This is a genomic window from Nitrospira sp. Nam74, assembly GCF_965152615.1.
Map to the genome: position 1 here is coordinate 4,557,859 of NZ_OZ224220.1, position 24,493 is coordinate 4,582,351.

Below are 24,493 nucleotides of genomic sequence, written 5' to 3' on the forward strand. Positions count from 1 at the left end.
AAGGGATGCTTCCTGTGTAAAAAGGCTCCAGCGGTTACTGAAAGCCATCGAAACCAGAGTGTGGAAGGAGTTCTCAGCTAAGACGGTGTTTGGAGGACAGCTCGGCGGGAAGATCCAGGACCATGGTCACGGGCCATGCTTATGTGCACGGTCTTGCACCTCGCTCTGAAGCCTCTGACTTTTCTCTTGCACCGCCTTCGCTTTGTTCTTGGCCACAAGGTGGTTGTCGGCTTCAATGGCTGTCTCCACCTCGGCTAAGGTACGGTTAAGTTCGCCGGCCTCGGCCCTCAGTTCATCGGGAACCTTTCCACTCAGAGAACCTCCGCTGTGCTCAACTCGCTCGACAAGCTCCCGCACCTCGTAGACCGCCTCTTCCGCCTGTTTTCTCTCCTGCAGCGCAGCCGCCTTGGCATCATCCTTCCGCTTTTGAGCCTCCACAATGATACGATCTCCTTCAGCTCGGGTCTCCGTCAACAGACTGTTGGCCCGGCTGTAGTCTCGCCGAAATTCAGAGAGCTTGTATTGTGCCGAGATTTCCTCTTTCGCAGTTTCCAGTTTAGTCTCCAGGGCGTTAAACTCCTCGGGTGCATAAATCGGGGCGCCGGCGGTTCGCGCCTGTTGAACGGCCTTCTCTGCAGCTTGCAGCCTATCGTAGGGGGGCTTGGCACAAGCAACGATGAGCGACAGTGCTGTGAGGATGAAGCACAGAAGCCACGTCCTTCCTTGAACTACCGGAGTCTCGTTCATGTGCGCGCGTGCCCCAATAAAAATACTCCTCGCCTCATTTGCGCGCGACACCCTTGTGCCGTCCAAGTCACGGCCCCTCGGACCGCTAGAGCAGGGATGCCGGTGCTGGCCATATCACTGTCCACCTCAACCACTTTACCGTCGCCCGATTTGTGGGTGCAACAGCCTACAACAAGACCGACAACACTGCGGCATGAAGGATGACATCTTGGTGGACTGAGGGCAGAAATAAAGTGAGCGGTACTGCCATTGCGGTAGCGAGCAGTAAGCGAGTCCTCATGCCGACTATGCGGCATCTGCTTCCGCGCACAACTCCGAACGGGGCCGCAAGAGGCAAGGTTTCCTCTTCTTCACGATATACGCGCTACGAACAACGCTCTACAGCAAGAAGACGGCACAGAATAGTTAAAAGAACTTTCACAATCGTCTCTGTTGTGCCTTCTTACGCACCGACGACTTTTTATCCGATACCACGAGGAATACGGCATCACTATTATTCACGTATGGAGCTGGGCGGCAATGCCGAACTGTTTGACCTGCTCGTCAAGAACGCCAAGGGCTTGGCAATCTTTACGCTGGATGCCGAAGGTCGAGTGGCGAGCTGGAACGCGTCCGCCGAGAAGCTGCTGGGGTATGCACCGCATGACATTCTTGGCCAATCAGTGGGCGTGTTTTTTACGCCTGAGGATCGGGCGAACAAGGAACCAGAAAACGAATTGAAGACCGCGGCGGAAGTTGGGCAGTCGAGCGATGACCGATGGATCGTGCGGAAGGACCAGTCTCCGTTTTGGTGCAGCGGGTTGACGATCGCTCTCAAGGATAGCGAGCTACGTGGCTTCGCCAAGGTCATGCGTGATCAAACCGACATGAAGGAGGCTCTAGACGAGGTCACCCGGCTGAATCAGAAGCTGCATGAAACCATACGAAAGCTGAATCGGAGCGAAAGCGATCTGCAAGACAAGGTGCGCGATCTGGAGAAATTCGAAGACGCTGTGGTCGGCCGGGAACTCGAAATGATCAAGCTTAAACGTCAACTAAAAGATACGGAATTCAAGGTAGAGCGGCTCCGGAAAAGCGAGGACCATTGACCGCAACGGCAACCAACAAACTTCCACTTGGGATCTTCTGATTGGCGGGACTTCCAACCCTGCTTTGCTTATAAATCATCCTCAGTGAGACAGCGCCCCAGTCCCTGTTGTTCCGCGAAGTAGTAGGCATAGTGCAGGACTGCAAGATTGGCGACCCGTTCTTCGGCCTCTTCACGAGTATCCGCCTGAACCATCTGGATCGCATATCTCGCCCTCAGCTCATCCAGGACATCGGTCAATGCATTCTTGTGATATTGTCCTAAGCGCCCTCCAGCTATGCTCTGCTCGATCGTGCCTTCAATGACAAAGAACCGGTGAGTGAAGGCAAGTAATCCTTCGAGTTCTCGCAGCAATAGCAGGCGTTCGGATGGATTGGAGACCATTGTGTGCAGTTCCTCCGCCCGTCTACGTTCTACGCACAGTAGGTCCGGTGCCTCAGCGATGGCATAGTCGCCCGCTGGAAGGGTATGTCGAATGGTGCCGGCGATTCGAACGAGGCCGTGAAAGTCGTACGGACGTTGTTCTTTCGTGTCGACCAGCAATTGAATGGCAGGCACCACAACGTTCGGTTGACCTTGTCGAGTGAGAGTCACGAGTGATTGAGGCCCTCGCACATCCCGGCGGGGTCGCGGAGTGGGTGTCGGGCGAGGTGACGGGGACGGACGCGAGGGTTGCGCGGGCGAGGAAGGGGTCTGTGCCGTATCATATCGAGCGCGTGCGGCGGGGTCACCGAGCACTTGATAGGCCTGGTTGATCAGTTGAGTTCGGGCTTCCGCTTTACGGTGCAGCGCGGGTGCATGATTAAAGCGATCCGGATGCCAGATCTGCACCTGTTCGTGCCATGCGTTTTTGATGTCGGCCTGCGTTGCAGTGGGTGAGAGCTCGAGCACCGTATAATAGTTGATGGTCCGTTCGTTCCGCATCAGTCTCCTTCAAGGCATCGCAGTGTAGCGGAGTATATCAGGCAGATCTAGATTGAAATGAGAAGGCGACATGCCTCACCCCCGATACAAAAGGCTGAACCTTTTTCTCTTGCGGCTTTTGTGCGTCTAGAACGTCATCCTGCATTCAACATTCTGCATGAACCTCCCACGATACCCCGGCGAATCTGGCCTCGACACACCGTCCTGGAAGTTGAACGATTCTTCTGATAGAGTCGTCGCTCATCGATGCACGCGATGGTCCCGTCTTCATGGCACAGTAGATCCGAGCTCATGTCATCTTCGTGAAACCGGCGAATCATCGTCAATCCTCAACGCAACACGTACGAAATCCTCTGATAGAAAGCGCGTCTGCCGCTAAGTCGGTATGGCTCTCATGAGCGGCGCTTTCGGAAAGATCGGTCACAAACACGCATGGTTCCTCCCATGACTCCACCTGTTTCAGAAGCAACGCTGCTGAAGATTAGTCAACTCATCGCCCAGGAACTTGCCGTCGGATCCCCGCAAGTCGCCGCGGCGATTGCACTACTGGATGAAGGATCAACCGTGCCCTTCATCGCGCGCTATCGCAAGGAAGTGACCGGCAACCTGGATGACACGCAGCTGCGCCATCTGGAAGAACGACTACTGTATCTGCGTGAACTGGAAGACCGGCGCGCGACGATCGTGGCCTCAATTGATGAGCAGGGCAAGCTCACCGAGGAATTGCGAGCCACCATCGAGGCGGCCGCCACCAAGCAAACGTTGGAAGACATCTACCTGCCTTACAAGCCAAAACGCCGCACGCGCGCGCAGATTGCGCGTGAGGCCGGGTTGGAGCCGCTGGCTGATGCATTGTTGGCCGATCCCACGCTCGATCCGCAGCTGGAAGCATCGAAGTATGTGAAGGTGCAAGCTGCCGCAGAGGGCGCCGAGGCCATCAACGTTCCAGACGCGAAAACGGCGCTCGACGGTGCGCGCGATATTCTAGTCGAGCGTTTTGCCGAAACGGCCGAGCTGCTCGCCAAACTGCGTGCCCGCCTGTGGGAAGAAGGCGTCGTCACGTCCAGCGTCATACCAGGCAAGGAGACCGCCGAGGAAGAGAAATTCGGCGACTACTATGCGTATGCCGAGACGATACGCACCATTCCCTCGCATCGCGCGCTGGCGCTGTTCCGGGGCCGCACTTTGGGTGTGCTGACGATCGAATTGGGCTTGGGAAAGGAACTGGACGGCGTTATACCGCATCCGTGCGTCACCATGATCGCCTCACACTTCGGCATCGAAGACCGCGGTCGTCCCGCCGACAGATGGCTGGCCGATGTCTGCCTCTGGACCTGGCGCGTCAAGGCACACCTGCATCTCAGCACCGAGCTGCTGATGCAACTCCGCGAAGCCGCGGAAACCGAGGCCATTAAAGTCTTCGGCCGCAATCTGCATGATCTGCTGCTGGCGGCACCCGCAGGCCCTAAGGCAGTCCTGGGCATCGACCCCGGCATCCGCACGGGCTGCAAAGTAGCGGTCGTTGATGCCACGGGCAAGCTGCTGGAGACGGCTACTATCTACCCCCATCAGCCGCGGAATGACTGGCAGGGATCGTTGGCAACATTGGCACATCTGGTGGAGCAACATGGCGTCGAGCTGATCTCAATCGGGAACGGGACCGCGAGCCGTGAGACGGACAAGCTCGCCGCCGAGGTGATCAAGCTGGTCGCGACCAAGAAGCCGGAACAAAAACTCACCAAGATCGTGGTCAGCGAAGCCGGCGCCTCGGTCTATTCAGCGTCGGCATTCGCTGCGGCTGAGTTTCCCGACCTGGATGTCAGTTTGCGGGGCGCCGTTTCCATCGCCCGACGCCTGCAAGACCCCCTCGCCGAACTGGTGAAAATCGACCCCAAGTCGATCGGCGTCGGTCAATATCAACACGATGTCAACCAGCGGGCGCTTGCCCGCGCGCTCGATGCCACCGTGGAAGACTGCGTTAACGCGGTCGGCGTGGACATCAATACGGCGTCGGTTCCGCTTTTGACAAGAGTGTCGGGCCTGAACAAAGCACTGGCCAAACACATCGTCGAGTACCGCGATGCGAACGGCCCGTTTCCGAATCGAACAACGATTCTCAGCGTCCCGCGACTCGGCGACAAGACGTTCGAGCAGGCCGCAGGGTTCCTGCGCATCAACAATGGCGATAATCCGCTGGACCGCTCCTCCGTCCACCCGGAAGCCTATCCGGTGGTCGAGCGCATTTTGGCGCGCCTCGGCAAAAGCATCACCGATGTCATGGGACAGTCTGCGGTGCTGAAATGCCTATCACCCGCCGAATTCATCGATGAGAAGTTTGGCGTGCCGACGGTGCGCGACATCCTCAGTGAGTTGGAAAAACCAGGCCGCGATCCACGCCCCGAATTCAAAACGGCCACCTTTCAGGACGGCATCGAGTCGCTTTCCGACCTGCAACCCGGCATGATCCTCGAAGGCGTGGTCACGAATGTCGCTGCCTTTGGGGCATTCGTCGACATCGGCGTGCATCAGGACGGCCTCGTGCACGTGTCCGCGCTGGCAAACACATTCGTCAAAGACCCGCACGATGTCGTCAAGCCGGGCCGGATCGTCACAGTGAAAGTTCTCGAGGTTGACGTGAAGCGCCAGCGCATTTCCTTGACCATGCGCCTCGACGACGCCGCCGGTCCCTCGTCACCCGGCGCGAGCGTCACCATGGATCCTCAAGCTGTAACGCGGGGCCGGCGGGACAGGCGTCCTCCAGAATCCACACGCGCCCCAGAGCGTGGGCCACAGCCCAGCGGCGCACTCGCCATGGCGTTAGCGCGTGCCAAGCTGAAGGTGAAATAAAGATCCGAATCACGGACATGATTAGTGACACCCACACTCCACACGTTTTTTGCCCCCTGCCCCCGAGGACTTGAATCGATCCTCCACGATGAACTGCTGGCGCTCGACGCCGTCGATCCACTTGTCACCCCAGGGGGCGTGCGGTTCAGCGGCTCCCTGGACCTGTGCTACCGGGCCAATCTGGAGTCCCGGATCGCGAGCCGGATTCTCTGGCGCGTTGCGCATGGCCCATATCAGTCGGAGGACGACCTCTACCAACTTGCGGCCGACGTTCCTTGGCACCAGTGGTTCATGCCGACGCACACCATTAAAGTCAAAGTGAGCGCTCAGCAGTGCCCGCTTCAGAGTCTCAATTTCGCCACGCTGCGCATTAAGGACGCCGTCTGCGATCGCTTCACCACAGCCTGCTCACGCCGGCCGAGTGTGAACACCAGCAGGCCCGATATTCTGATCGTCGCGTTTCTTGATGAGCAGACCGCCACGCTCTATCTCGACACGTCCGGAGATCCTCTCTTCAAGCGTGGCCTGCGCCGGCGGATGAGTGAGGCGCCCTTGCGGGAGAACCTGGCCGCAGGCATTCTCCGACTGGCCGGCTGGCAGCCGGATCAGGTTTTGTTCGACCCGATGTGTGGCGGCGCTACGCTGCCGATGGAGGCTGCCATGATCGCCCACAATATTGCACCCGGACTGGGTCGACCGTTCGCGTTTGAGAAGCTGCAGACGTTTGATAGGAAGATGTGGGCCGATCTCTGTGACCAGAGCCGGGCTCGGCAACGGAGACGCGCGCCGGCTCCGATCTTTGCCAGTGACTGGAGCATGAAAGCCATCCAAACCGCCGAAGCGAACGTGTCGGCGGCCGGACTGGCGGTGAGCATTTACTTCAAGCGAGCCGATTTCTTAACCATCTCCCCGCCGGCTGACGCGGGCATCCTGATTGCCAATCCGCCCTACGGCCACCGCATGGGTCACGATCAGGAGATGGCAGAGTTCTATCCCCTGCTCGGCGATTGTTTGAAGCAACGCTATGTCGGCTGGACGGCCTACCTGTTCACCGGCGATTTGAGATTACCGAAATTGATCGGGCTCTCCACATCGCGGCGCACGCCGCTGTTCAATGGCGACATTGAATGCCGTCTATACCAATTCAAACTCGTTGCAGGGCGACACCGACAGCGGGGAGCTCTCGGACAGGCCGAAGAAGACAACACATAAGGCCATAGAGCACGGTCCGGACGCTCGCCGTCTAACTGACCGAATGCTTCAGGGTATTCGTCAGTGCCCTGTCTTGCACCCTGCTGAGTGACGCAATCTCACCCTCTACAACCGCGAGTCTCAACGACAGCCCCGTCAGCGTCTGCCCCGTACTGTCATGAAGCTCTCGCGCGATGCGGCGCCGGCTCGTCATCCTGAAGTTGCAGCAGGCGACCGGACAGCTGGCGAAACTGCGAGTCGGCCTGCCTCCGTTCCGTGGTGTCCATGGTCGTCCCGCGCGATTCCGAGAATGAAAAACTATTAATTATATTTCCGACGCTCGTCCAGCACTATTACAGCTGATTATGTATTTCGAGCAGCAAAGGCCTTGTATGACGCAGTGAGGGAGGGTCGTCCGATTACGAAGGCTAGCAGCGCCATCTTCGACATGTAGAACAAACTACGATACACATTTCAATGCAACTGGGATAGAACAACATTAGTTTTCTGTGTACAAGTCACCTCGTTATTCCTGAAGACAAGGGCGTCGTCAGGATACGCTTTTCAGTAGATCGCTCGCGAGATAGATACCGGACAATGAGGTCCTCAGCAAGCAATGAGCGGGGACCTTTTTTTTTGGCACATGGAGCCCGTGAAGATTATGAAAAGACTGCTGACCATAGATGCCCCTTCGTCCCAATGGACCAATGACACCCTCACCTTCTTATCCGGCTTCTCGGGCGCCAGACGCAGCCATGCCATAGCGAATAAAGATCGCCGATCTCAGGAAGTTGCAATCGTGGAAGCAGCGCATCCCCATCAACGGGAAGCCATTATCCAGGCAATCGTTCCACCTATTGAGAGCCGCGCAGGAGGACCAGTCAATGAAACACTTCTATAGTCACGCACTCATGCTACTCGTTCAACTGCCGGACAAAGCAGCTTCATGTCGGATGATGGAGAGGGAGATTGATACCAAAGCGATGGATCGACACCTGAGCAGATCAGAGGTCGGCGTTGGCGACCTCCGGCCGGTCAATGATCTTGGAGGACTATCGATTCTTCTCATGATGCCCACTTGAGCAGGCACGAGTGCTGTGCGTAATGGTTTCTTTCTCTTACAAGGAGAACATAGCAATGGCAACCCCTATGGCCGATGGCGACAAGCCAAAACAAAGCAGGCGTCAGAAGGCAACGGATCCGAAACGCAGTGCGGAGCGGCCCCCACAAAAGCCGGCGCTTGAGAAGCAGACGCCGCGTGCCGTTAAAAAAGCAGAGATGATCGCCAGCCCTCGCCAAGTCGTCATCACGGAAAGCGAATACCGGACTCTCGTGGCGCAGAAAGCCTATGAGATTTACACGCAACGATGCGCACTCACCGAAGTGGACGACTGGCTCCAGGCGGAACGGATCGTAAAAGAGGCACTTCTCGCACAGGGACAGACCGCCGGCTTTGTCTAATATCCCAACGGGGGAGAAAAGACAATGGAGGCGGTCAGAGGTATCACCGGCTCACATTCTCAGTCTGTTGTTCGAAGCCCGACCTCATCCAAGTGCCGAAGCAAATCAAGCGGATCTTGGTACACCCGGTAGGCACCGGCCCGTTCAAGCTCATCCTGCCCGTATCCGCCCGATAAGAGTCCCACCCCGAGGGCTGAAGCACGCCGGGCCGCGAGAAGATCCCAGACACTGTCGCCGACGACAACGGCGGTCTCTATGGGTACTCCGAGGCTCTCAGCGGCGGCTAAGAACAGGTCGGGATCGGGTTTGGCATGGCGCACCTGATCACGGGTAATGATTGGGACCCGACGATCGAGATCAAGCACCTGCACGGTTAAGTATGCGAACTCCAGGCGGCCGCTGGTGGCTATCGCATACGGAACACCCGCTTGTGAGAGATAAGTCAAGAGGTCGCACGCTCCCGGTAGCGCACGGACGGTTTGCACTTGCCGCTTAAAGGCGTCCGCATGGATCTGTTGAACGCGCCCGACCTCTTCCGGCGTCAGACAACGATCCGTCTCTCTCAGCAGAGCATTCAGGAAAAGGCCGCCGCTCATGCCAATCCGGCGGTGGATACGCCACACCGCGAGTTCGATTCCGGCTGCTTCGAGTGCTTCTCGCCACGCCAAGACATGTTGATAGACACTATCCACCAGCGTGCCATCAAGATCGAATAGAAATGCGGGGCCGCGATCCAGAGTCGTTCCGTTCATATCCTCAGGCATGGTTTACCTTCCCGCGACGATAGCCGAGAGTGGTGATCCTTGTGTCAATTGTGTCTTGCCTGATCCGAACCCATCGCGTTGAATGCCGCCAGCGCCATTACTTGATGCCGACGACCATGGAATCCGGTCCGGCCAGCACCTCCACTGTTGCACGTTTGAAGCCGGCCTCTTTCATCCACCGCTTGCAGTCCGCTCCGGTGAAGTCGAAGCCGCCGTGCGTCTCGATGAGCATATTCAGGCTCATGAGGAGCCCGAATGCGTTTCGCTTGCGTGCATCGTCAATAATGGCCTCATGCACAATCATCGCACCGCCGGGCGGCAGTGCGTCGTACGCCTTGCGCAAGAGCATCATTTTCTCATCGAGCATCCAATCGTGCAGGATGTGCCCCATGATGATGACATCGGTCTTCGGAAGAGGGTCTGTAAAGAAGTCCCCGGGATGGAAGCGAAGGCGTCCGTGCACTTTCTTCGCTCTGGCGTAGGCTTCGAACACCGGCTGCACCACCGGGAGATCCATCCCGCCGCCGAGGAGATGCTTGTGCGCACGCGCGATTTCGACCGCCACGCCGCCTTGTGCGCAGCCGATGTCCGTGAAGGAACGGTACTTTCGCCATGGAAACTTTTTCGCGATGGCCCGTGCGGCTCCTAGGCTGAGGCCGGTCATGGCCTTGAGAAATCCCTCCAGCCGTTTCGGATCCGCGTAGAGCGTACCGAAGAAGTCTTCACCGGTCTTCACTTCATTTTGCGGCTTGCCCGTGCGCAGGGCTTCGGTGAGCGAGCCCCAGAAGCGATAGAGTCGGGCGTTGGCCATTTCAAGCATCCCGCCCACGTAGGACGGCTTGGCACGATCGAGGAACAGGGCAGTCTCCGGCGTGTTCGCATACCGCGTACCGGTACGGCGCAGCATCCCTAAGGCTACAAGGGCGTCAAAGAAATCCCTGGCGCTCCGTGGATGGAGTTGCAGCCGCTTGCTTAAAGCCGTGGCATCGAGAGGCCCCTTGACCAACTCCGTGAACAGTCCGAGCTCGACCGCACTGAGCAGCGTCTTCGATCCCCAAAATCCAATGCCAAGTTGCATGATTGCTTCAGGGGTCGCCTGCCGTGTCGCCATCGTCTGCTCCTTTCGAAGGTAGAAGAAAGCAGCAGCGTACGTTCCAGCAGCGGCCGTGTCAATGTGCGACGAGGACGGACAACCGGGATAGAAGGATGTACTTTTCTCGCACGCTGACGAGGCAACATCTTGCCAAGATCGCCCCAAATCAAGCATGATCGCCCTTCTTTCATAGTAAACACCGTCACGGGAGGACATAGGATGCCGCAACCAACGCCGCAGCAAGTTATCGAGTCTCAGCGCACTGATTGGAACCGTGTCGCCTCCGGGTGGGAGAAGTGGGACCAATTCTTTGACGACAATATGGCGTTTCTCAACCACCGGCTCGTGAGCGACGCGCGCGTGCGACGCGGGATGCGGGTCCTCGACCTGGGTTCGGGCACAGGCTATCCTGCGCTGCTGGCTGCGCAGGCCGTAGGGTATGCCGGCAGCGTGACCGGCCTTGATCTGGCCGAATCCATGCTCACCGTGGCCGAACGAAAGGCGAAGCGCCTCGGCCTCAACAATGTCGCCTTCCGTACAGCGGACGTAACCACGTTGCCGTTCGAAGCCGCTTCATTCGACGCAGTGATGAGCCGCTTTTGCTTGATGTTCTTGCCGGAGATTCCGAAAGCCATCGCTGAAATCGCGCGCGTGCTGAAATCCGGGGGGTACGTCGCGGCTGCCGTCTGGTCAGCACCGGACAAGAATCCCTATCTCCGCATTCCAATGGACGTCATCAAAGAATTCATTGAACTGCCGGCGCCTGATCCCACCGCGCCGGGGATCTTTCGCCTGGCGAAGCCCGGCGAACTAGCCGGCATGCTCCAACAAGCGGGACTGCATGATGTGGCCGAACAGGAACTCCTCAGTGAAGTGCAGTTCCCGTCGGCTCAGGAGTACGTTGCAAGTCTGATGGACATCGCGGCACCGATTCAGAACCTCTGGGCTAAACTCTCCGCTACGCAACAGCATGACGCGGAGAAGCGCATCGTCCAGACAGTCGAATCGCACCGGCGCGACGGTATCATCACGCTTCCGATCGCCGTCCGGATGGTGGCCGCACGCAAGCCCGTGTGATGCGGGAGAGTAGGACACTCCCTCTCCATGCCGGCACCCCTTCAAGCGTTCCTCGCCATCTTCCTCGTGAGTGCCATACTGCGATCATTCGGCGTGTTGACGAAGACCCACGCGGAGCAGTTATCCACAGTGGTGTTTTCGGTGAGTCTTCCGGCGACGATTCTCATCTCTCTCAATCAGATCACGTTTGACGCGGCCGCCTGGAAAATGCCGATTGCCGCCTGCCTCGTCACCCTGCCGCTGCTCGCGTCATCGTGGCTACTCGGCCGAGTACTCCGACTTCCTCGCCCGACGCAAGGCGCCTTCCTAGTCGCGACCGGCTGCATTAACTCTGTCTATTTTTCTTATCCGGTCACGCTCGCGACGTTTGGTGAAGCAGGCTTGGCCCAAGCGGTGCTCTTCGATCTGGGCCAGACCTCGCTCACCTTCACGGTGATCTACGGCATCGCTCTGTGGTATGGAAGGACTCCGCCGAGCGCTCGATCACCTGGCGCCAGGTTCTTGTCAGCTCCTCCACTGTGGGCCCTCTGTATGATTCTGATGCTCAAGGCGGTGGGCCTGACCCTGCCTTCATGGTTGCAGTTTTTGCTGACGCCGATTCATCTCACGACCATTCCACTGGCGAGTGTAGTCCTCGGGCTGTCGATCAATCTGACCGCCGTGCGTCATCACTTCTCAATGGCCATGCTCGGCGTGGTCCTACGGATGGCGGGCGGGCTCTTGCTCGGTCTTGCGGCTGTCCATGTGCTTGAGTTCCGTGACATGCAGCGCGCCATCGTCATCTTGATCGCCGCCATGCCGTCGGCAGTCAACGCGGTCATCTACGCCACAGAAGCGGACTTGGATCAAGATTTGACGGCTTCGATCGTCGCCATCTCGATCTGCATTGGCTTTGCGGTCCTGCCATTTCTTCCCCGGTTGGCCATGCTGCTCACACACTGACGGCCTAAAACAATCCCGCTGTTCTTATGGAGCCGACTCGATGGTGAATGCGGGCCTTCTACCGCAGCCGCTTTGCCCATAACCGGCCGCACCCTGTTTTGATACAACAGGCAAGCTATGGCTCCGACTCTTCCTTTTCCCATTGTCGTTTCACGGCTGCGGCCCGCTGCCGCTGCTTATGCAACGCAGCCAACGCCAACAGCACAATCGCGGCCCAGAGAATCATGGAACTGGTCGCGACGGGAATCCAGCGGCGCCATGCCGTTTGCTGGGTCCAAAACTTCATTTCCAGTTCCGACAGCGTCCAGCCGGTTACCTTCTGGAGGGCGTCTTCGAACGGAACGCCGTCTGCGCGCTCGGCGAGAATCTGTCGGACGGTGTCGGGACCACGCGAGGTCATGAGATATCGCGTTAATGCATCGGACAGGAGATAGGCCTTCTGAACCAAAGGCGGGTTCTTGCTGAACAGGCGATTCATCTCCTCCAACGGGATGGGAGTCGCAGTCAGCCCGATCCAGAATCCCCAGGCCTGGTCCTCCAAGTCACGCTCGCCCGAGGTGACCATCGCGATGCCTTCTTCAAACCACCGGGGCCCGCTGTGCTCTCGGGAGACTCGCATGACGAACACATGCGCGAGTTCATGCAACAGGAGTGCTTCCCATGAGCCGTAGGGATAGGAGACCTGCCGCTCCGGAAAGACGACGATGGTACCGGACGGGATGAGCGCATATCCCGACACCCAGGCGGGGGTGTGGCGAGCTATGTCCATGTCTTCAGTCGTCAGGATGATCGTAATGGGCGGTCCCGGCTCTTGTAGCCCGACCAACTCCATCGCCGCACTGAGCGCTTGCCGATTCACCTTCTGCAGACGATCGGCTAATGGAGCAAAGCGCGGGGGCGCCTCGAAGATCAACGGCGGAGGGTCGGCGGCCAGACCGAGCCCCGGCATAACGCCTAAAGCAACTGCGAGCACCTTCACCCGCCACGGCGTATATCTGTCTTCGAACTTGGCCTCCATGCGTTCACTGAGATACCACAGGGAGTGAACGGACTTCTTCTTGAACGTGATCCACCATGGAAAATCAAAGGTACTTCGAGAAAGCGATGACGATGGCGAGTGCGGAAAGAATGAATGCTGCAACCGATATCCAATGGAGGCGGGCAACCGCTTGTGTAAGTTCTCCCTGCTTGCGGCTTAAGAATTCCACCTCCGTCGCGACCCTCATGATCGCAGTCTGCAAGGCTTCGAGCTTCTCCGACTGAGAGTCGAAAGGGGCAGACTGAGCCTGAGACGCCTGCTTAGCCGCAGCTCGTCGCTTATAAATACTAGACCCTGCCTCGATCACCACGGGCATCGCCCGTTTTAATAGACCAATCCAAAAGGGTGCCATGGGATCCGCTCTCATCCTAAGGACCGCTCCTCGATGTCCGGATGGATCCGCTCCGAGTCAGTCCCTCAACACACTATAACACTTCACTAGAGGAACATTTTCCATGTAGACGCTGAGCTAATTGCTCGACTTCATGCTCGCTCCGACGCCATTCATCGAACGTGAAGTCGGACAAGCGTGCTGAGAGTCTGCATGCCGGATATCAGTGGACCGAAGCAGGAAAGATCGAAGACTAAGGAACGGCCGGGGAAAATGACCGTTCTGGAATCTATTCGGGGGCTATTTGATGGCCGGGCTCACGCCTCAAGAAGCTGGGCCTGACGCGATTCTCTTGCTCGGTTAGCGAGTCAACCACGACCGGTTCCGCACCGTCACGAGGGCATACGGAAAAATCCAGAAGAGGCCGAAAAACGAAAAGTAGGCATACAGCACGCCAAACAAAAACTCACGGGATCGCTCGCTGTGAAGGAAATAGAGCGTATAGAACACGGACACGATCCCCATCGATATGAGCAGGCGGAGAAGTGTCAAGGGGTCTTGTACGCTGAGGTGGATTAAGAGGACGAGGGAGCCGTACGCTGCGGGATACCGTAAGTTCGTGACGGTGCTCTCGATCATGGTCAGCGCCAGTGCGGGAAACGGGAGCTTCCACATAATTTTCCACAGCCGCAATTCTTCCCGGATATTGCTGCGCTCCCAGCGGAGGAGCATCTTGGACACCTGCGGATAGCTTTCCGGGGCAAGCGTGTGAACGACCGCGGTGCGTTGGTACACAGCCTTGTACCCGGCCGCGAGAATGTCGTTCGTGAGCGCCCGGTCTTCTCCAATCGTGCATTCTCCGCCCATAAATCGTTGCTTCAACCATGCAGGTACCAGCGGCTTGATCACCGAAGCCCTATAGGCCGACAGGGCTCCGGGACAGCAATATACCGTGCCATAGGTTGACTGCACGGCTCGAAGGAAATCGAAGGACAAGACGAACCGGACATGGAGCATGCGGGGCAGGATGGCCCGAAATCTGTTCAGGACGCAGACTTTTCCGGCCGCTGCACCGACCCGCTCGTCCCGGAATGGGCCTGCGATGGCCAAGAGGGCTTCAGGTTCAACGACACTGTCCGAATCGACCGTCACAATAATGCTTCCGGCTGCCTTCATAAACCCCGCTGCGAGGGCAGCGCGTTTTCCGCGATTGACTGGAAACCGCACGGTGCGCACCAGATTGGGGTACTGCCGCCTGGCGTGCCTCACGTGCGCCCAGGTGTCGTCCGTACTGCCATCATCCACGACGATGATTTCCAGTCGATCGTGGGGATACTCTGCCTGCGCACACGATTCCACCGCTTTGCGTACCATGGCTCCTTCATTATAGGCCGGGATCACTATGGACATCTTCGGGGCGTGCTCGTATTCGGCGACGGGAAAGGGGTGATAGCGCACCCAGAGAAGCGTGCGGATCACGAGGAGGAGCATCCCCATGCTGAACCATAGCAGGCTTGGTCTTGCGATGAGGGCGGCCCACCCCTGTATCGTTAACGATTCGGCAAGGGGGTCGAACACTTCATGGCCGAATCGAATCGCGCAGGCGATCCCAGCTCCGAACACCATGATGACCGCAATGACGAAACGTGAATCGGCGGTGAACCGTATGTGCCGTTTGTCCGATGAATGCGGAAGGATCTCCGAGGGAGCGGTCGCATCGAGGGTCACAGGCGTCATATTATTCCTAAGTAAATAGATGAATGGAACGTGCAAGGTAAGTGCGTAGGAGGCGCGCTGTCAAGAGCAGGTCTGTTTTTCTATGTAGATTTCTTGCCCCGCCTCTTTCCCGTATTGTCTAAGTCGAGGCAAAAAGCTGGAGGTCTGCCTGGAGGGATCTTCGGGTGTGCGTTACATGAGCGCTTTTACGCGATCGTGCCGGCCGATGGTCCCGCCGTGCACCACCGTGGCGTACACCCCCACGTGGCCCTTGATATGTTTCACCGCGGTGTGCAAAATCCCGGTATCCTTCGGAAGGTCTCCTTGAGCAAGCGTCGTCATCACGCAGCGCCCGCAGGGTCCCGTGACATGCAGGCGCACCTCGTCTCCGATCGCGAGCGTGCGACCGATCCACGTCTGCTCGACGACGCCGTGCTCCCCTCCCGCAGATTCCACGACGAGGTTCGGACGAAAGCGCTGGACCTCGAAGCGCCCTTGCGGATACCAGTCTCGAAGCCGGTCCAGCGTGGCAGTCGTCAGAAGGTGGACGGTCGCACCATCGAAAAACGTGCCGGTCGGGAGCGCGAAGTCAGTGACGGTATCCCGGTGGTCAAGGCCCTCGATATCCGGCCAGTACTCTTCGGATTTCGCCGTCCACGAGGGCGCGAGTGACGGCGGCACGCCGGTCACCTTGCCTTGCCTCGCTGCGGCAAGAGCGACGTGACGCCTGAGCGCCGTGGAAAGTAGCTGATTGCAATCACGTTGTGTACTGGTGACCGCCGTACCATCGGGCAGCGTCATGCGGACCGGCGGCACGGGGTCCCCATTACGTGGTGGCTCTAGAAAGGTCGCACTGTAGGCAAACAGCGTCGGCCATTTACCGGGGTTCTTGGCTGTGGCGACCTTGCCATCGGCTCTGTCGACGAGCGCATAGGCCCGATCGCCTACCAATCCGTATTCCGTCACGTCGACAGCCGGTATTTCCTCGCCGATCATCGATTTGACGGGGTATCGCCACAGCGATACGATCGCTCCTATCTCGGCTTCTATTGTTGGTGACATTGTCTTCCTTCAGCGGCATGTGTGACGAAGTCTTTTCTTTGAGCACCCGAGCATACAGGACAGCACGGTTCATTCCGCGCTTCACGGCTTCGCTTCAAATTTAGGCGATTTACATAGCCGATAGGGGGATGGATTGCGCCGGTATCTACTTGGATGCCGGATGTATCTCACGCGCCGACGCCTCTCAGCACATTGGCGCCGCCCGCGAGGAGCTTGACGACGGAAAGGACAAATAAGGAGAGCCGGGTCTCCCCTCATCACGACGCTTGTCGAAAGCGACGCTCCGCGGCCCGTGTCACTGCGCTCAGGAAATGCATGAACCGCTGCTTTTCTTCGCGACGGTGCCACTCGAATTTGATCCCCAGCGTCCCTCCCTGCTTCCAGCGGACAGAGCCATCAGTTTTGAGTGCGGCATACTCACCGGGTAACGTAATGTGCAGGACGAGCGAGGGGCCGGCCTCGATGTATTCTTCGCACGTCACGCAGCACCCGGTTTCTGAAAGCTCGCAGACCAGGCCTGAACCGGCTCCCTGACTGCCCGAGAACGTGACCGGAAGTTGAACTGGAAAACGTGAGGGCCGGGGTTGTTGCATGGCATACCTCCCGGATATGGAATGAAGGTTGTGGACGAGACGATTCGCAGTACGAAGGTCTGAATGCTACGCCAATTCCGGCGTCATGACAATTAGGAATTTTGGCTCTATCTGTAGGACGTAATTGGCCCTGTGCGAGTGAAGCGTGGGACGGGGCAGGGAACAAAGCGGTTCGCCTGGACGATCTACACAAAAGCCGTGGCGGAATCCCGAGATAGAGAACCTTCCCCGGGCTGTGACCGCTTTTTAAGCGACTCGCGTCGGTCTGAGGGCCTTGCGCTGCAACAGCGGAGGGCCCAACGGCACTACGACTTCGCCGGTGAAGGCATGAATCAAACTCGCGATCGCGTAATAAAAGGCCAACACTCCTACGAGGACATGGCCCATTCCGGGGAGGGTTTCGCTGATGAAGTCCAATCGCGCGAGTGCTGTGACCAGGAAGGTGAACGCAATGATCGCATGGAGGAAGCTTAAGGTGACATTTCGGTAGGCCGTCAAATAGACCATCACCGCGGAAAACGCGGCATAGACAACGTTGATGGGCGCATACAGGACCATATGAAAATGAATGGATGTGCTGGCGCTGACCAGCTTGGCCGTTGATACAGTGAGCCAGAAGAATCCGTACATGGTCAGCGCAGTCCCGCCCAATTGTTCGTGATACCGGATATCGGTGATGCCCGCTAAGATTTGCACGAGCCCGCCGAACAGAAGGGCAATGACGAGCGTGCCGATTCTGTTGGATTCGGGGATGATTCCGAGTTGAGCAAAGCCGACCGTCAGTGCTCCAACCGAAAGCCCGAATAGGCCAATGGCAAGCACATCGATGCGGCGCGACTGACTGTCTTCTCCCAGCATAGAGCTTCCTCCCCTTGCGAAGGGACGGTCAATGCCGTCACTACCGCGCTGAGGAAGCATGCTTGAGGCACCTTCAAAAAGGCAAGTAAATTCAGTAAAGACCCTAAATTAGGCGCGGCCAATCCGAAGTAGGGCGGTTAAGTGGTACCCTCTATTCTTAGAATATTCAGAATGGTCGCTTATTCACCCGACGTCGAGGAAAGTCGTGTGGCGAGCAGTGGGTGGAACGGTCGTCAATGATCGACGCGCAATCGTGCATTCGGGTCAACGATCAATCGATGAGACCGGAGTTCCTCGTTCTAACGTCGGGTCTGCTTCCGCATCTAGACAGTACGGACAACCGGTCTCCTGGTCTGTCGCCCACCGTCGATGACACTGCAAGCATTCCCACACTCGGACTGGAGCTAAAGCGGAAAGCGAATCGGCGACAAGGGCAATCGTGGAAGACATGAGCCTCCTTTCCCGCGTTCGGTAAGCGCGCCTAGGGACAGGGCTTAACGTCGCCCTGCCCCCTTTTCTCTGGCACCGCTGCTTACCGATACCAGCGACTATCAAGCGGCTGAATTGACGTCGTGGTTCCTCCCGGTGTCACAAAGGCGACCACTTGATCTCCCTCACCGACAGGTCCCATATGGGTGGCCTGATTCAATGGCAAGCGGACTTCCTTCTTGTCGGTCTTGTCGGCCTCAACTTCAACGATCACGGCATCCGGTTGAACTTTCTTCACTTCGCCTTGGATGGTTCCCTTCATCAGCTCTGCTTGCTGTCCTTGAGCCGCATCCGTTGATGGATCGGCCGCGTGGCTCGCCATCCCGGATGCCAGCACCAAAGCGGCTGCGAGCGTTCCAACCGTTCCGACTCGGAGTTTCATGGCTGTCATGTCCACCTCCTCTTCGTATGGTTGAGGAAACAATAGGGCCAAAGCGACTGCTACGACATGGTGGGCCGTTTCATAACCCCCGATGGCGCAAAGCTTCACCTTGGCCCTGTCGCACTCATCAGACCATGCGGGCAACGAGCAGGGGTGTCGGCCTAGTCTGATATCGATGTCGGAAGCGGCTTGAATATTGACCCGACTCAGTCTTACACAGTATTCATGTTCATGGCTGAGAAAAAGCGATAGGTCGGGGCCTAAGCAATTGAGACGCTTAGACGGGTAGAATGGGAGAAACCGACGAGGGAAGACGATGAAATCACTTCCAATGATTCACAACCATCAGGATGCCACGGCTATCGACCCAGTGTGCGGCATGGCGGTGGACCCGTCGCATGCGGCTGGATCCTATGAACATGCAGGACAGACGTACTACTTTTGCAATGTGTCCTGTTTGAATCGCTTTAAGGCCGACCCGGCACGGTACACCACACCAAGAGCGTCCACCGGCTCCCAGAAGGACCCGGTGTGCGGGATGAATGTAGAGCCAAGCGAGGCAGCCGGCATGGCAGAACATGCCGGGCAGACGTACTACTTCTGCAGTGATCACTGCCTGAAGAAATTTAAGGCCCATCCTGATCGCTATATCGGGACATCAGCGTCCGGACCTGCGCCTCATCCGGACGACTCGATGGCGCCTCTTGATAAGGACCATGCAGAATACACATGCCCGATGGACCCCGAGGTACGTCAACAAGGGCCGGGCGCCTGCCCCAAATGCGGAATGGCGTTAGAGCCCGCTGAATTTACCGCTCCACCGACCCGCACGGAATATACCTGCCCCATGCATCCGGAAGTGGTCCGGTCGGAACCAGGTCAGTGCCCAATCTGCGGGATGGCGCTGGAACCGCGCACGGTCATGGCGGAGGAGGTCAATCCCGAATTGGTCGATATGACGCGCCGTTTTTGGATCAGCTTCGCTCTCACGGCGCCGATCCTTGCCCTGATGATTTCAGAGATGCTCCCAGGACAACCACTGCAAGAGATGTTTTCCCACAAGACTCTGATCTGGGGCCAGTTTGCCCTGGCCACCCCCGTCGTCGTGTGGGCCGGATGGCCGATCTTTCAACGCGCGTGGACGTCGATCGTCAATCGCCATCTCAACATGTTCACGCTCATCGGCCTTGGGACAAGCGCCGCCTATTTGTATAGCGTGGCTGCGGCTCTGTTCCCAGGCTTCTTTCCAGAATCGTTCCGCGGACACGGCGGTGAAATCGCGGTCTATTTCGAACCGGCTGCCGTCATCGTGACCTTGGTGCTCTTGGGGCAAGTCTTGGAATTGCGGGCGCGCAGCAAAACCAGCAGCGCCCTCAAGGCCCTGCTTGGCCTTGCTCCCAGGACTGCACGTATTGCGCGCGAGGATGGCCGCGAAGAAGACGTACCGTTGGAGCACGTCCAGATCGGCAATCGTTTGCGCGTGCGGCCCGGCGAGAGAATTCCCGTAGACGGTATCGTCCTGGAAGGGACCGGCTTTGTCGATGAGTCGATGGTCACCGGAGAGCCGATTCCTGTCGAAAAATCACCGGGTCATACAGCCATAGGCGGCACGGTCAACAGCACCGGCAGTTTCATCATGCGGGCCCAGAAGGTCGGCAGCCAGACGCTGCTCGGGCAGATCGTGCGCATGGTGAGCGAGGCGCAGCGGACTCGTGCTCCGATTCAACGCGTGGCCGATGTCGTCGCGGGCTATTTCGTGCCCTTGGTAATCGCCATCGCCGCCATTACCTTCGCGCTGTGGGCCTTCTATGGCCCGGAGCCGAGGATGGCCTACGCGTTACTCAATGCAGTTGCTGTGCTGATCATCGCCTGCCCCTGCGCATTGGGATTGGCAACGCCGATGTCTATTATGGTCGGCACCGGGCGGGGTGCGACTGTGGGCGTACTGATCCGCCATGCGGAAGCGCTGGAGATACTAGAAAAGGTCGATACGCTAGTGGTCGACAAGACCGGGACGTTAACTGAGGGGAAACCCCGTCTTATGGCGGCGCTCACTCTGTCGGGGCACAGCCAGCCCGAAGCGCTCCGGCTTGCGGCCAGCCTTGAACAGCTCAGCGAACACCCCTTGGCCGCCACGATTGTGGAAGCGGCAGTGGCTAAACAAATCCGCCTGGTGAAACCCCAGCATTTTCAATCCTTGACAGGCAAAGGCGTGACGGGAATCGTCGATGGCAGGACCGTGACCATCGGCACGACACAATTGCTGAAGGAACAGTCCGTTGACGTGGGGGCTCTGTTCGAACTGGCCGAGCCGCTACGAAAAGAGGGACAGACCGTCATATTTCTGGCGATCGATGGCCAACCGGCGGGATTGATCAGTGTCGCCGACCCGATCAAAGCATCTGCCTATGAAGCGATTAATATGCTTCACCGCGAAGGCGTCCGGATTGTCATGCTGACCGGCGATAACCAAACGACCGCTCAGGCTGTTGCCCGGCGGCTCGGGATCGATGCCGTCCATGCCGAAGTCTTGCCGACTGAGAAAGCGGCGATCATCAAAGAGCTGCAATCTGAGGGACGTACCGTCGCCATGGCCGGCGATGGAATTAACGATGCGCCTGCATTGGCCGAGGCTCACGTCGGGATCGCGATGGGAACCGGGACGGATGTGGCGATGGAAAGCGCGGGCATCACATTGGTGAAGGGTGACTTGCGAGGGATCGTGCGCGCTCGCAGGCTCAGCCATGCCACGATGCGGAACATCCGGCAGAATTTGGTGTTCGCGTTCGGCTACAACCTACTCGGTGTGCCGATCGCGGCAGGGCTGTTGTATCCATTCTTCGGCGTGCTACTGAGCCCCATGATCGCGAGCGCAGCCATGACGTTCAGCTCGGTATCGGTAATTGGGAATGCGTTGCGTCTTCGAACGTTGAAACTCTAGGCCGCTCCTCAACCGGTCCTAACATAGCAAGACCCGCGACGCCGATGAGAACGGCGGCGCGGGTCTGTAGTCGCTGGCTTTTCTGCCTTTAGGATCGATTACTTATTTCCATGACATTTCTTGTATTTTTTTCCGCTGCCGCAGGGGCACGCATCGTTGCGGCCGACTTTGTCGTGTTCACGGTGGACGGTTTTGGCGGCAATCGGTTCGTCGCCACCACGGTTGAGGGTGAGCTTGGGCGGCGCCATGACAGGCGGTGGCGGTGGCGGCGGGGCTTCACCGCGAACGGCTTGAACATGGAACAGTCGATCAAGTGTATCGCCCTTGATACGTTCCATCATGCCGGCGAACATGTCGAATCCTTCGCGTTTATACTCGATGAGCGGATCTTTCTGGCCGTACCCGCGCAGACCGATGCCGTCGCGAAGATGATCCATGCCGAGCAGATGATCCTTCCAATGCTGATCGATGACCTGGAGCAGCACCATCTTTTCCAGGTAGCGTAACAGGTCCGCGCCAAGTTCCTGTTTCTTCTTTTGGTACGCTTCCTGAACGTGCTGACGAAGCTCCTCACGGAGTGCGTCGCGGCCAAGGTCCTTGAGGTGCTCGGGCGCCATGCCATCGATTTCCGCGAGATTGAGACCAAATTGGGCGTGAACAGCTTCGACCAGTCCACCGACATCCCACTCTTCGGGATATTGATTTTCCGGACAGTAGACATCAAGCATCGAGTCCGTCACTTCCGTGATCATCTCCTGCACTTCGCCGCTCAAGTCTTCCCCGACTAGGACGGCGCGCCGGTGTAGGTAGATCACCTCGCGTTGCTTGTTCATGACGTCATCGTATTCAAGCAGCTGTTTGCGAATATCGAAGTTGTGCGCCTCGACTTTTTTCTGGGCGTTCTCGATCGCACGCGTCACCATGCCATGCTCGATCGGCACCCCTTCTTCCATGCCTAGTTTTAACATCAAATTGGAGATGCGTTCGGACGCGAAAATGCGCAACAGGTCGTCTTCCAGCGAGAGATAGAAACGCGACGATCCAGGATCGCCCTGCCTCCCCGCGCGGCCACGCAACTGATTGTCGATGCGGCGGCTCTCATGGCGCTCCGTACCGATGATATGGAGGCCGCCCAGCGCAATCACTTCCTTCTTATTGGCTTCGCACTCCGCCTTGATCTCTTCAAGAATCGTTTTCTTGCGGTCCTCAGGGAGCGTTTCGTCGCGATAGAGGATTTGCTTGAAGAGAAAGTCCGCGTTGCCGCCGAGCAGAATGTCGGTGCCGCGGCCCGCCATATTGGTGGCGATCGTGACCGCGCCTTTTTGACCGGCCTGCGCGATGACTTCCGCTTCTTTCTCGTGGTATTTGGCATTGAGCACATTATGTTTGATGCCGTGCCGTTTCAGGTAGCCTGAGAGGCGCTCCGACTTTTCAATGGAGATGGTGCCGACCAGGACCGGCTGCCCGCGTTCGTAGCACTCCTTGATCTCTTCGACGATTGCCTCGAACTTCTCTTTTTCAGTTCGATAGATGACATCGGCGAAATCCTTCCGGATCATCGGACGATTGGGCGGGATCACATTCACATCGAGATTATAGATCTTGGCGAACTCGCTCGCTTCGGTATCGGCCGTCCCGGTCATGCCGCCCAGCTTCTTGTACATGCGGAAGAAGTTTTGGAACGTGACCGACGCCAGCGTTTGATTTTCGTTCGCGATCTTGACGCCTTCTTTCGCCTCGACCGCCTGGTGCAGCCCATCGCTCCAGCGCCGTCCCGGCATCAATCGTCCCGTAAACTCGTCGACGATGATGACTTCGCCGTCTTTCACGACGTAGTCCACATCGCGCTTGTAGATCGCATACGCCTGCAGCGCCTTGACCACATGATGCACCAGATCCATATGGGCGAGATCGTAGAGGTTCTCGACGCCAAGAAGCTTCTCGACTCGCGCATTGCCCTCTTCGGTCAGCGCGGCGGTCTTCGTTTTTTCTTCGATGGTATAGTCCCGCTCGATCTTGAGCTGCGGAATGATCGAATTGATCCGGTAGTACAGATCCGTGGATTGATCGGTCGGACCGGAAATAATGAGCGGGGTGCGTGCCTCATCAATGAGAATGCTGTCCACCTCGTCCACAATGGAAAAATTCAGTTCCCGCTGGACGCATTGGTCCAAATTCGCGACGATCAGGTTATCCCGCAAGTAGTCGAACCCATATTCGTTGTTCGTGCCGTAAGTAATGTCGGCGCGATACGCCTCCTGCCGCGTGCAGGGACGCAAGTTCTGCAGCCGTTTGTCTGCCGCTTCGTATTGGGGGTCGAACAGGAACGAGGCATCATGTTGAATGACGCCGACGGACATCCCCAGCGCGTTGTACAGCACGCCCATCCATTGTGCATCACGCTTGGCAAGATAGTCGTTGACGGTGACGAGGTGTACGCCTTTGCCGGACAAGGCATTCAGATAGAGGGCCAGCGTCGCGACGAGGGTTTTCCCTTCGCCGGTTTTCATTTCGGCGATGCGACCTTTGTGCAGGATCATGCCGCCCATGAGTTGAACGTCGAAGTGCCGCATGGATAGGACACGCTTGGACATTTCCCTGCAAATCGCAAAGGCCTCCGGCAGGAGATCGTCCAGACTTTCACCATCTGCATGGCGCTTGCGGAGTTCGACCGATTTTTCAGCCAGCGCTGCATCGGTTAGAGAGGAGACGGATGGCTCTAAGGCGTTGATGGAGGCAACGATCGGACGCAACTCATTGATCTCGCGATCGTTCTTGCTTCCGAAAATCATGTTTAGCAGACCAGCAACCATAGTGACCCTACTCAAATTCAAAAGGTTTTCGTGTGCATCGGTCAGTATACAAGAATTTGGCCATGAATCCTATACGGATTGCCACCGCAGCAATGGGGACACAAATTGCGGGAGCTGAATTGAGGAGGTTCGCTGG

General features: G+C 57.7%; 21 protein-coding genes. 8 read left to right on the forward strand and 13 right to left on the reverse strand.

All coding sequences use genetic code 11. The features are described from left to right. Positions 1 to 126: 126 nt before the first annotated feature. Entirely contained in the window at positions 127 to 747 is a 621-nt protein-coding gene (locus ACWHYZ_RS21475) for a hypothetical protein (protein ID WP_447984704.1), read from the reverse strand. 503 nt (positions 748 to 1,250) lie between these two features. Here ACWHYZ_RS21475 and ACWHYZ_RS21480 point away from each other — a divergent pair. Continuing rightward, on the forward strand, positions 1,251 to 1,835 hold the full coding sequence (locus tag ACWHYZ_RS21480; RefSeq protein ID WP_447984705.1) for a PAS domain-containing protein: 585 nt from the start codon (positions 1,251 to 1,253) through the stop codon (positions 1,833 to 1,835). A gap of 68 nt (positions 1,836 to 1,903) precedes the next feature. On the opposite strand, the gene ACWHYZ_RS21485 is transcribed toward ACWHYZ_RS21480, so the two are convergent. After that, complete coding sequence (locus ACWHYZ_RS21485; protein ID WP_447984706.1) at positions 1,904 to 2,758, reverse strand: DnaJ domain-containing protein; 855 nt, start codon at positions 2,756 to 2,758, stop codon at positions 1,904 to 1,906. A 444-nt stretch (positions 2,759 to 3,202) separates the two neighbouring features. Between ACWHYZ_RS21485 and ACWHYZ_RS21490 the strand changes: the two genes are divergently transcribed. Together ACWHYZ_RS21490 and ACWHYZ_RS21495 are read left to right on the forward strand one after the other, a co-directional pair. Further along, positions 3,203 to 5,605, forward strand: coding sequence for a Tex family protein (locus tag ACWHYZ_RS21490; RefSeq protein ID WP_447984707.1), 2,403 nt, complete (start codon positions 3,203 to 3,205; stop codon positions 5,603 to 5,605). 24 nt (positions 5,606 to 5,629) lie between these two features. Further along, a complete protein-coding gene (locus ACWHYZ_RS21495; RefSeq protein ID WP_447984708.1) occupies positions 5,630 to 6,817 on the forward strand; it encodes a THUMP domain-containing class I SAM-dependent RNA methyltransferase in 1,188 nt (395 codons plus the stop codon). Positions 6,818 to 6,848: 31 nt separating this feature from the next. Here ACWHYZ_RS21495 and ACWHYZ_RS21500 read toward each other — a convergent pair whose 3' ends face one another. Continuing rightward, positions 6,849 to 7,010 (reverse strand): histidine kinase dimerization/phosphoacceptor domain-containing protein, encoded by a 162-nt coding sequence (locus ACWHYZ_RS21500; protein WP_447984709.1) that lies wholly within the window; start codon positions 7,008 to 7,010, stop codon positions 6,849 to 6,851. 670 nt (positions 7,011 to 7,680) lie between these two features. Here ACWHYZ_RS21500 and ACWHYZ_RS21505 point away from each other — a divergent pair. Both ACWHYZ_RS21505 and ACWHYZ_RS21510 read left to right on the forward strand, forming a co-directional pair. Beyond that, the gene (locus ACWHYZ_RS21505; RefSeq protein ID WP_447984710.1) at positions 7,681 to 7,878 is read left to right on the forward strand and encodes a hypothetical protein; all 198 of its coding nucleotides are present in this window, start codon (positions 7,681 to 7,683) and stop codon (positions 7,876 to 7,878) included. Positions 7,879 to 7,933: 55 nt separating this feature from the next. After that, positions 7,934 to 8,257, forward strand: a complete 324-nt coding sequence (locus tag ACWHYZ_RS21510; RefSeq protein ID WP_447984711.1) for a hypothetical protein — start codon at positions 7,934 to 7,936, stop codon at positions 8,255 to 8,257. Positions 8,258 to 8,316: 59 nt separating this feature from the next. Here the strand turns inward: ACWHYZ_RS21510 and ACWHYZ_RS21515 are convergent, their stop codons facing one another. Both ACWHYZ_RS21515 and ACWHYZ_RS21520 read right to left on the reverse strand, forming a co-directional pair. Next, positions 8,317 to 9,021, reverse strand: coding sequence for an HAD family hydrolase (locus ACWHYZ_RS21515; RefSeq protein WP_447984712.1), 705 nt, complete (start codon positions 9,019 to 9,021; stop codon positions 8,317 to 8,319). A 97-nt stretch (positions 9,022 to 9,118) separates the two neighbouring features. Continuing rightward, positions 9,119 to 10,132: a methyltransferase gene (locus tag ACWHYZ_RS21520; protein WP_447984713.1), complete on the reverse strand. Its 1,014-nt coding sequence runs from the start codon at positions 10,130 to 10,132 to the stop codon at positions 9,119 to 9,121. Between the two features lie 201 nt (positions 10,133 to 10,333). On the opposite strand from ACWHYZ_RS21520, the gene ACWHYZ_RS21525 reads away from it, so the two are divergent. Both ACWHYZ_RS21525 and ACWHYZ_RS21530 read left to right on the forward strand, forming a co-directional pair. Then, entirely contained in the window at positions 10,334 to 11,191 is an 858-nt protein-coding gene (locus ACWHYZ_RS21525; RefSeq protein ID WP_447984714.1) for a class I SAM-dependent methyltransferase, read from the forward strand. A gap of 27 nt (positions 11,192 to 11,218) precedes the next feature. Further along, entirely contained in the window at positions 11,219 to 12,133 is a 915-nt protein-coding gene (locus tag ACWHYZ_RS21530) for an AEC family transporter (RefSeq protein ID WP_447984715.1), read from the forward strand. Between the two features lie 115 nt (positions 12,134 to 12,248). Here ACWHYZ_RS21530 and ACWHYZ_RS21535 read toward each other — a convergent pair whose 3' ends face one another. The 7 genes from ACWHYZ_RS21535 to ACWHYZ_RS21565 all read right to left on the reverse strand — a co-directional run bounded on the left by ACWHYZ_RS21535 (position 12,249) and on the right by ACWHYZ_RS21565 (position 18,612). Continuing rightward, complete coding sequence (locus ACWHYZ_RS21535; protein WP_447984716.1) at positions 12,249 to 13,151, reverse strand: peptidase MA family metallohydrolase; 903 nt, start codon at positions 13,149 to 13,151, stop codon at positions 12,249 to 12,251. A gap of 64 nt (positions 13,152 to 13,215) precedes the next feature. Then, on the reverse strand, positions 13,216 to 13,524 hold the full coding sequence (locus tag ACWHYZ_RS21540) for a hypothetical protein (protein ID WP_447984717.1): 309 nt from the start codon (positions 13,522 to 13,524) through the stop codon (positions 13,216 to 13,218). A gap of 339 nt (positions 13,525 to 13,863) precedes the next feature. Then, positions 13,864 to 15,240, reverse strand: a complete 1,377-nt coding sequence (locus tag ACWHYZ_RS21545; protein WP_447984718.1) for a glycosyltransferase family 2 protein — start codon at positions 15,238 to 15,240, stop codon at positions 13,864 to 13,866. A gap of 171 nt (positions 15,241 to 15,411) precedes the next feature. Continuing rightward, positions 15,412 to 16,281, reverse strand: a complete 870-nt coding sequence (locus tag ACWHYZ_RS21550; protein ID WP_447984719.1) for an MOSC domain-containing protein — start codon at positions 16,279 to 16,281, stop codon at positions 15,412 to 15,414. A gap of 257 nt (positions 16,282 to 16,538) precedes the next feature. Next, on the reverse strand, positions 16,539 to 16,874 hold the full coding sequence (locus tag ACWHYZ_RS21555; RefSeq protein ID WP_447984720.1) for a PilZ domain-containing protein: 336 nt from the start codon (positions 16,872 to 16,874) through the stop codon (positions 16,539 to 16,541). A gap of 246 nt (positions 16,875 to 17,120) precedes the next feature. Continuing rightward, positions 17,121 to 17,732, reverse strand: a complete 612-nt coding sequence (locus ACWHYZ_RS21560) for an acetate uptake transporter (RefSeq protein WP_447984721.1) — start codon at positions 17,730 to 17,732, stop codon at positions 17,121 to 17,123. Positions 17,733 to 18,264: 532 nt separating this feature from the next. Continuing rightward, the gene (locus ACWHYZ_RS21565; protein WP_447984722.1) at positions 18,265 to 18,612 is read right to left on the reverse strand and encodes a hypothetical protein; all 348 of its coding nucleotides are present in this window, start codon (positions 18,610 to 18,612) and stop codon (positions 18,265 to 18,267) included. A gap of 307 nt (positions 18,613 to 18,919) precedes the next feature. Here ACWHYZ_RS21565 and ACWHYZ_RS21570 point away from each other — a divergent pair, with 307 nt between their 5' ends. After that, entirely contained in the window at positions 18,920 to 21,544 is a 2,625-nt protein-coding gene (locus ACWHYZ_RS21570; protein WP_447984723.1) for a heavy metal translocating P-type ATPase, read from the forward strand. A gap of 98 nt (positions 21,545 to 21,642) precedes the next feature. On the opposite strand, the gene secA is transcribed toward ACWHYZ_RS21570, so the two are convergent. Then, a complete protein-coding gene (gene secA, locus ACWHYZ_RS21575; protein ID WP_447984724.1) occupies positions 21,643 to 24,357 on the reverse strand; it encodes a preprotein translocase subunit SecA in 2,715 nt (904 codons plus the stop codon). Between the last annotated feature and the right edge of the window lie 136 nt (positions 24,358 to 24,493).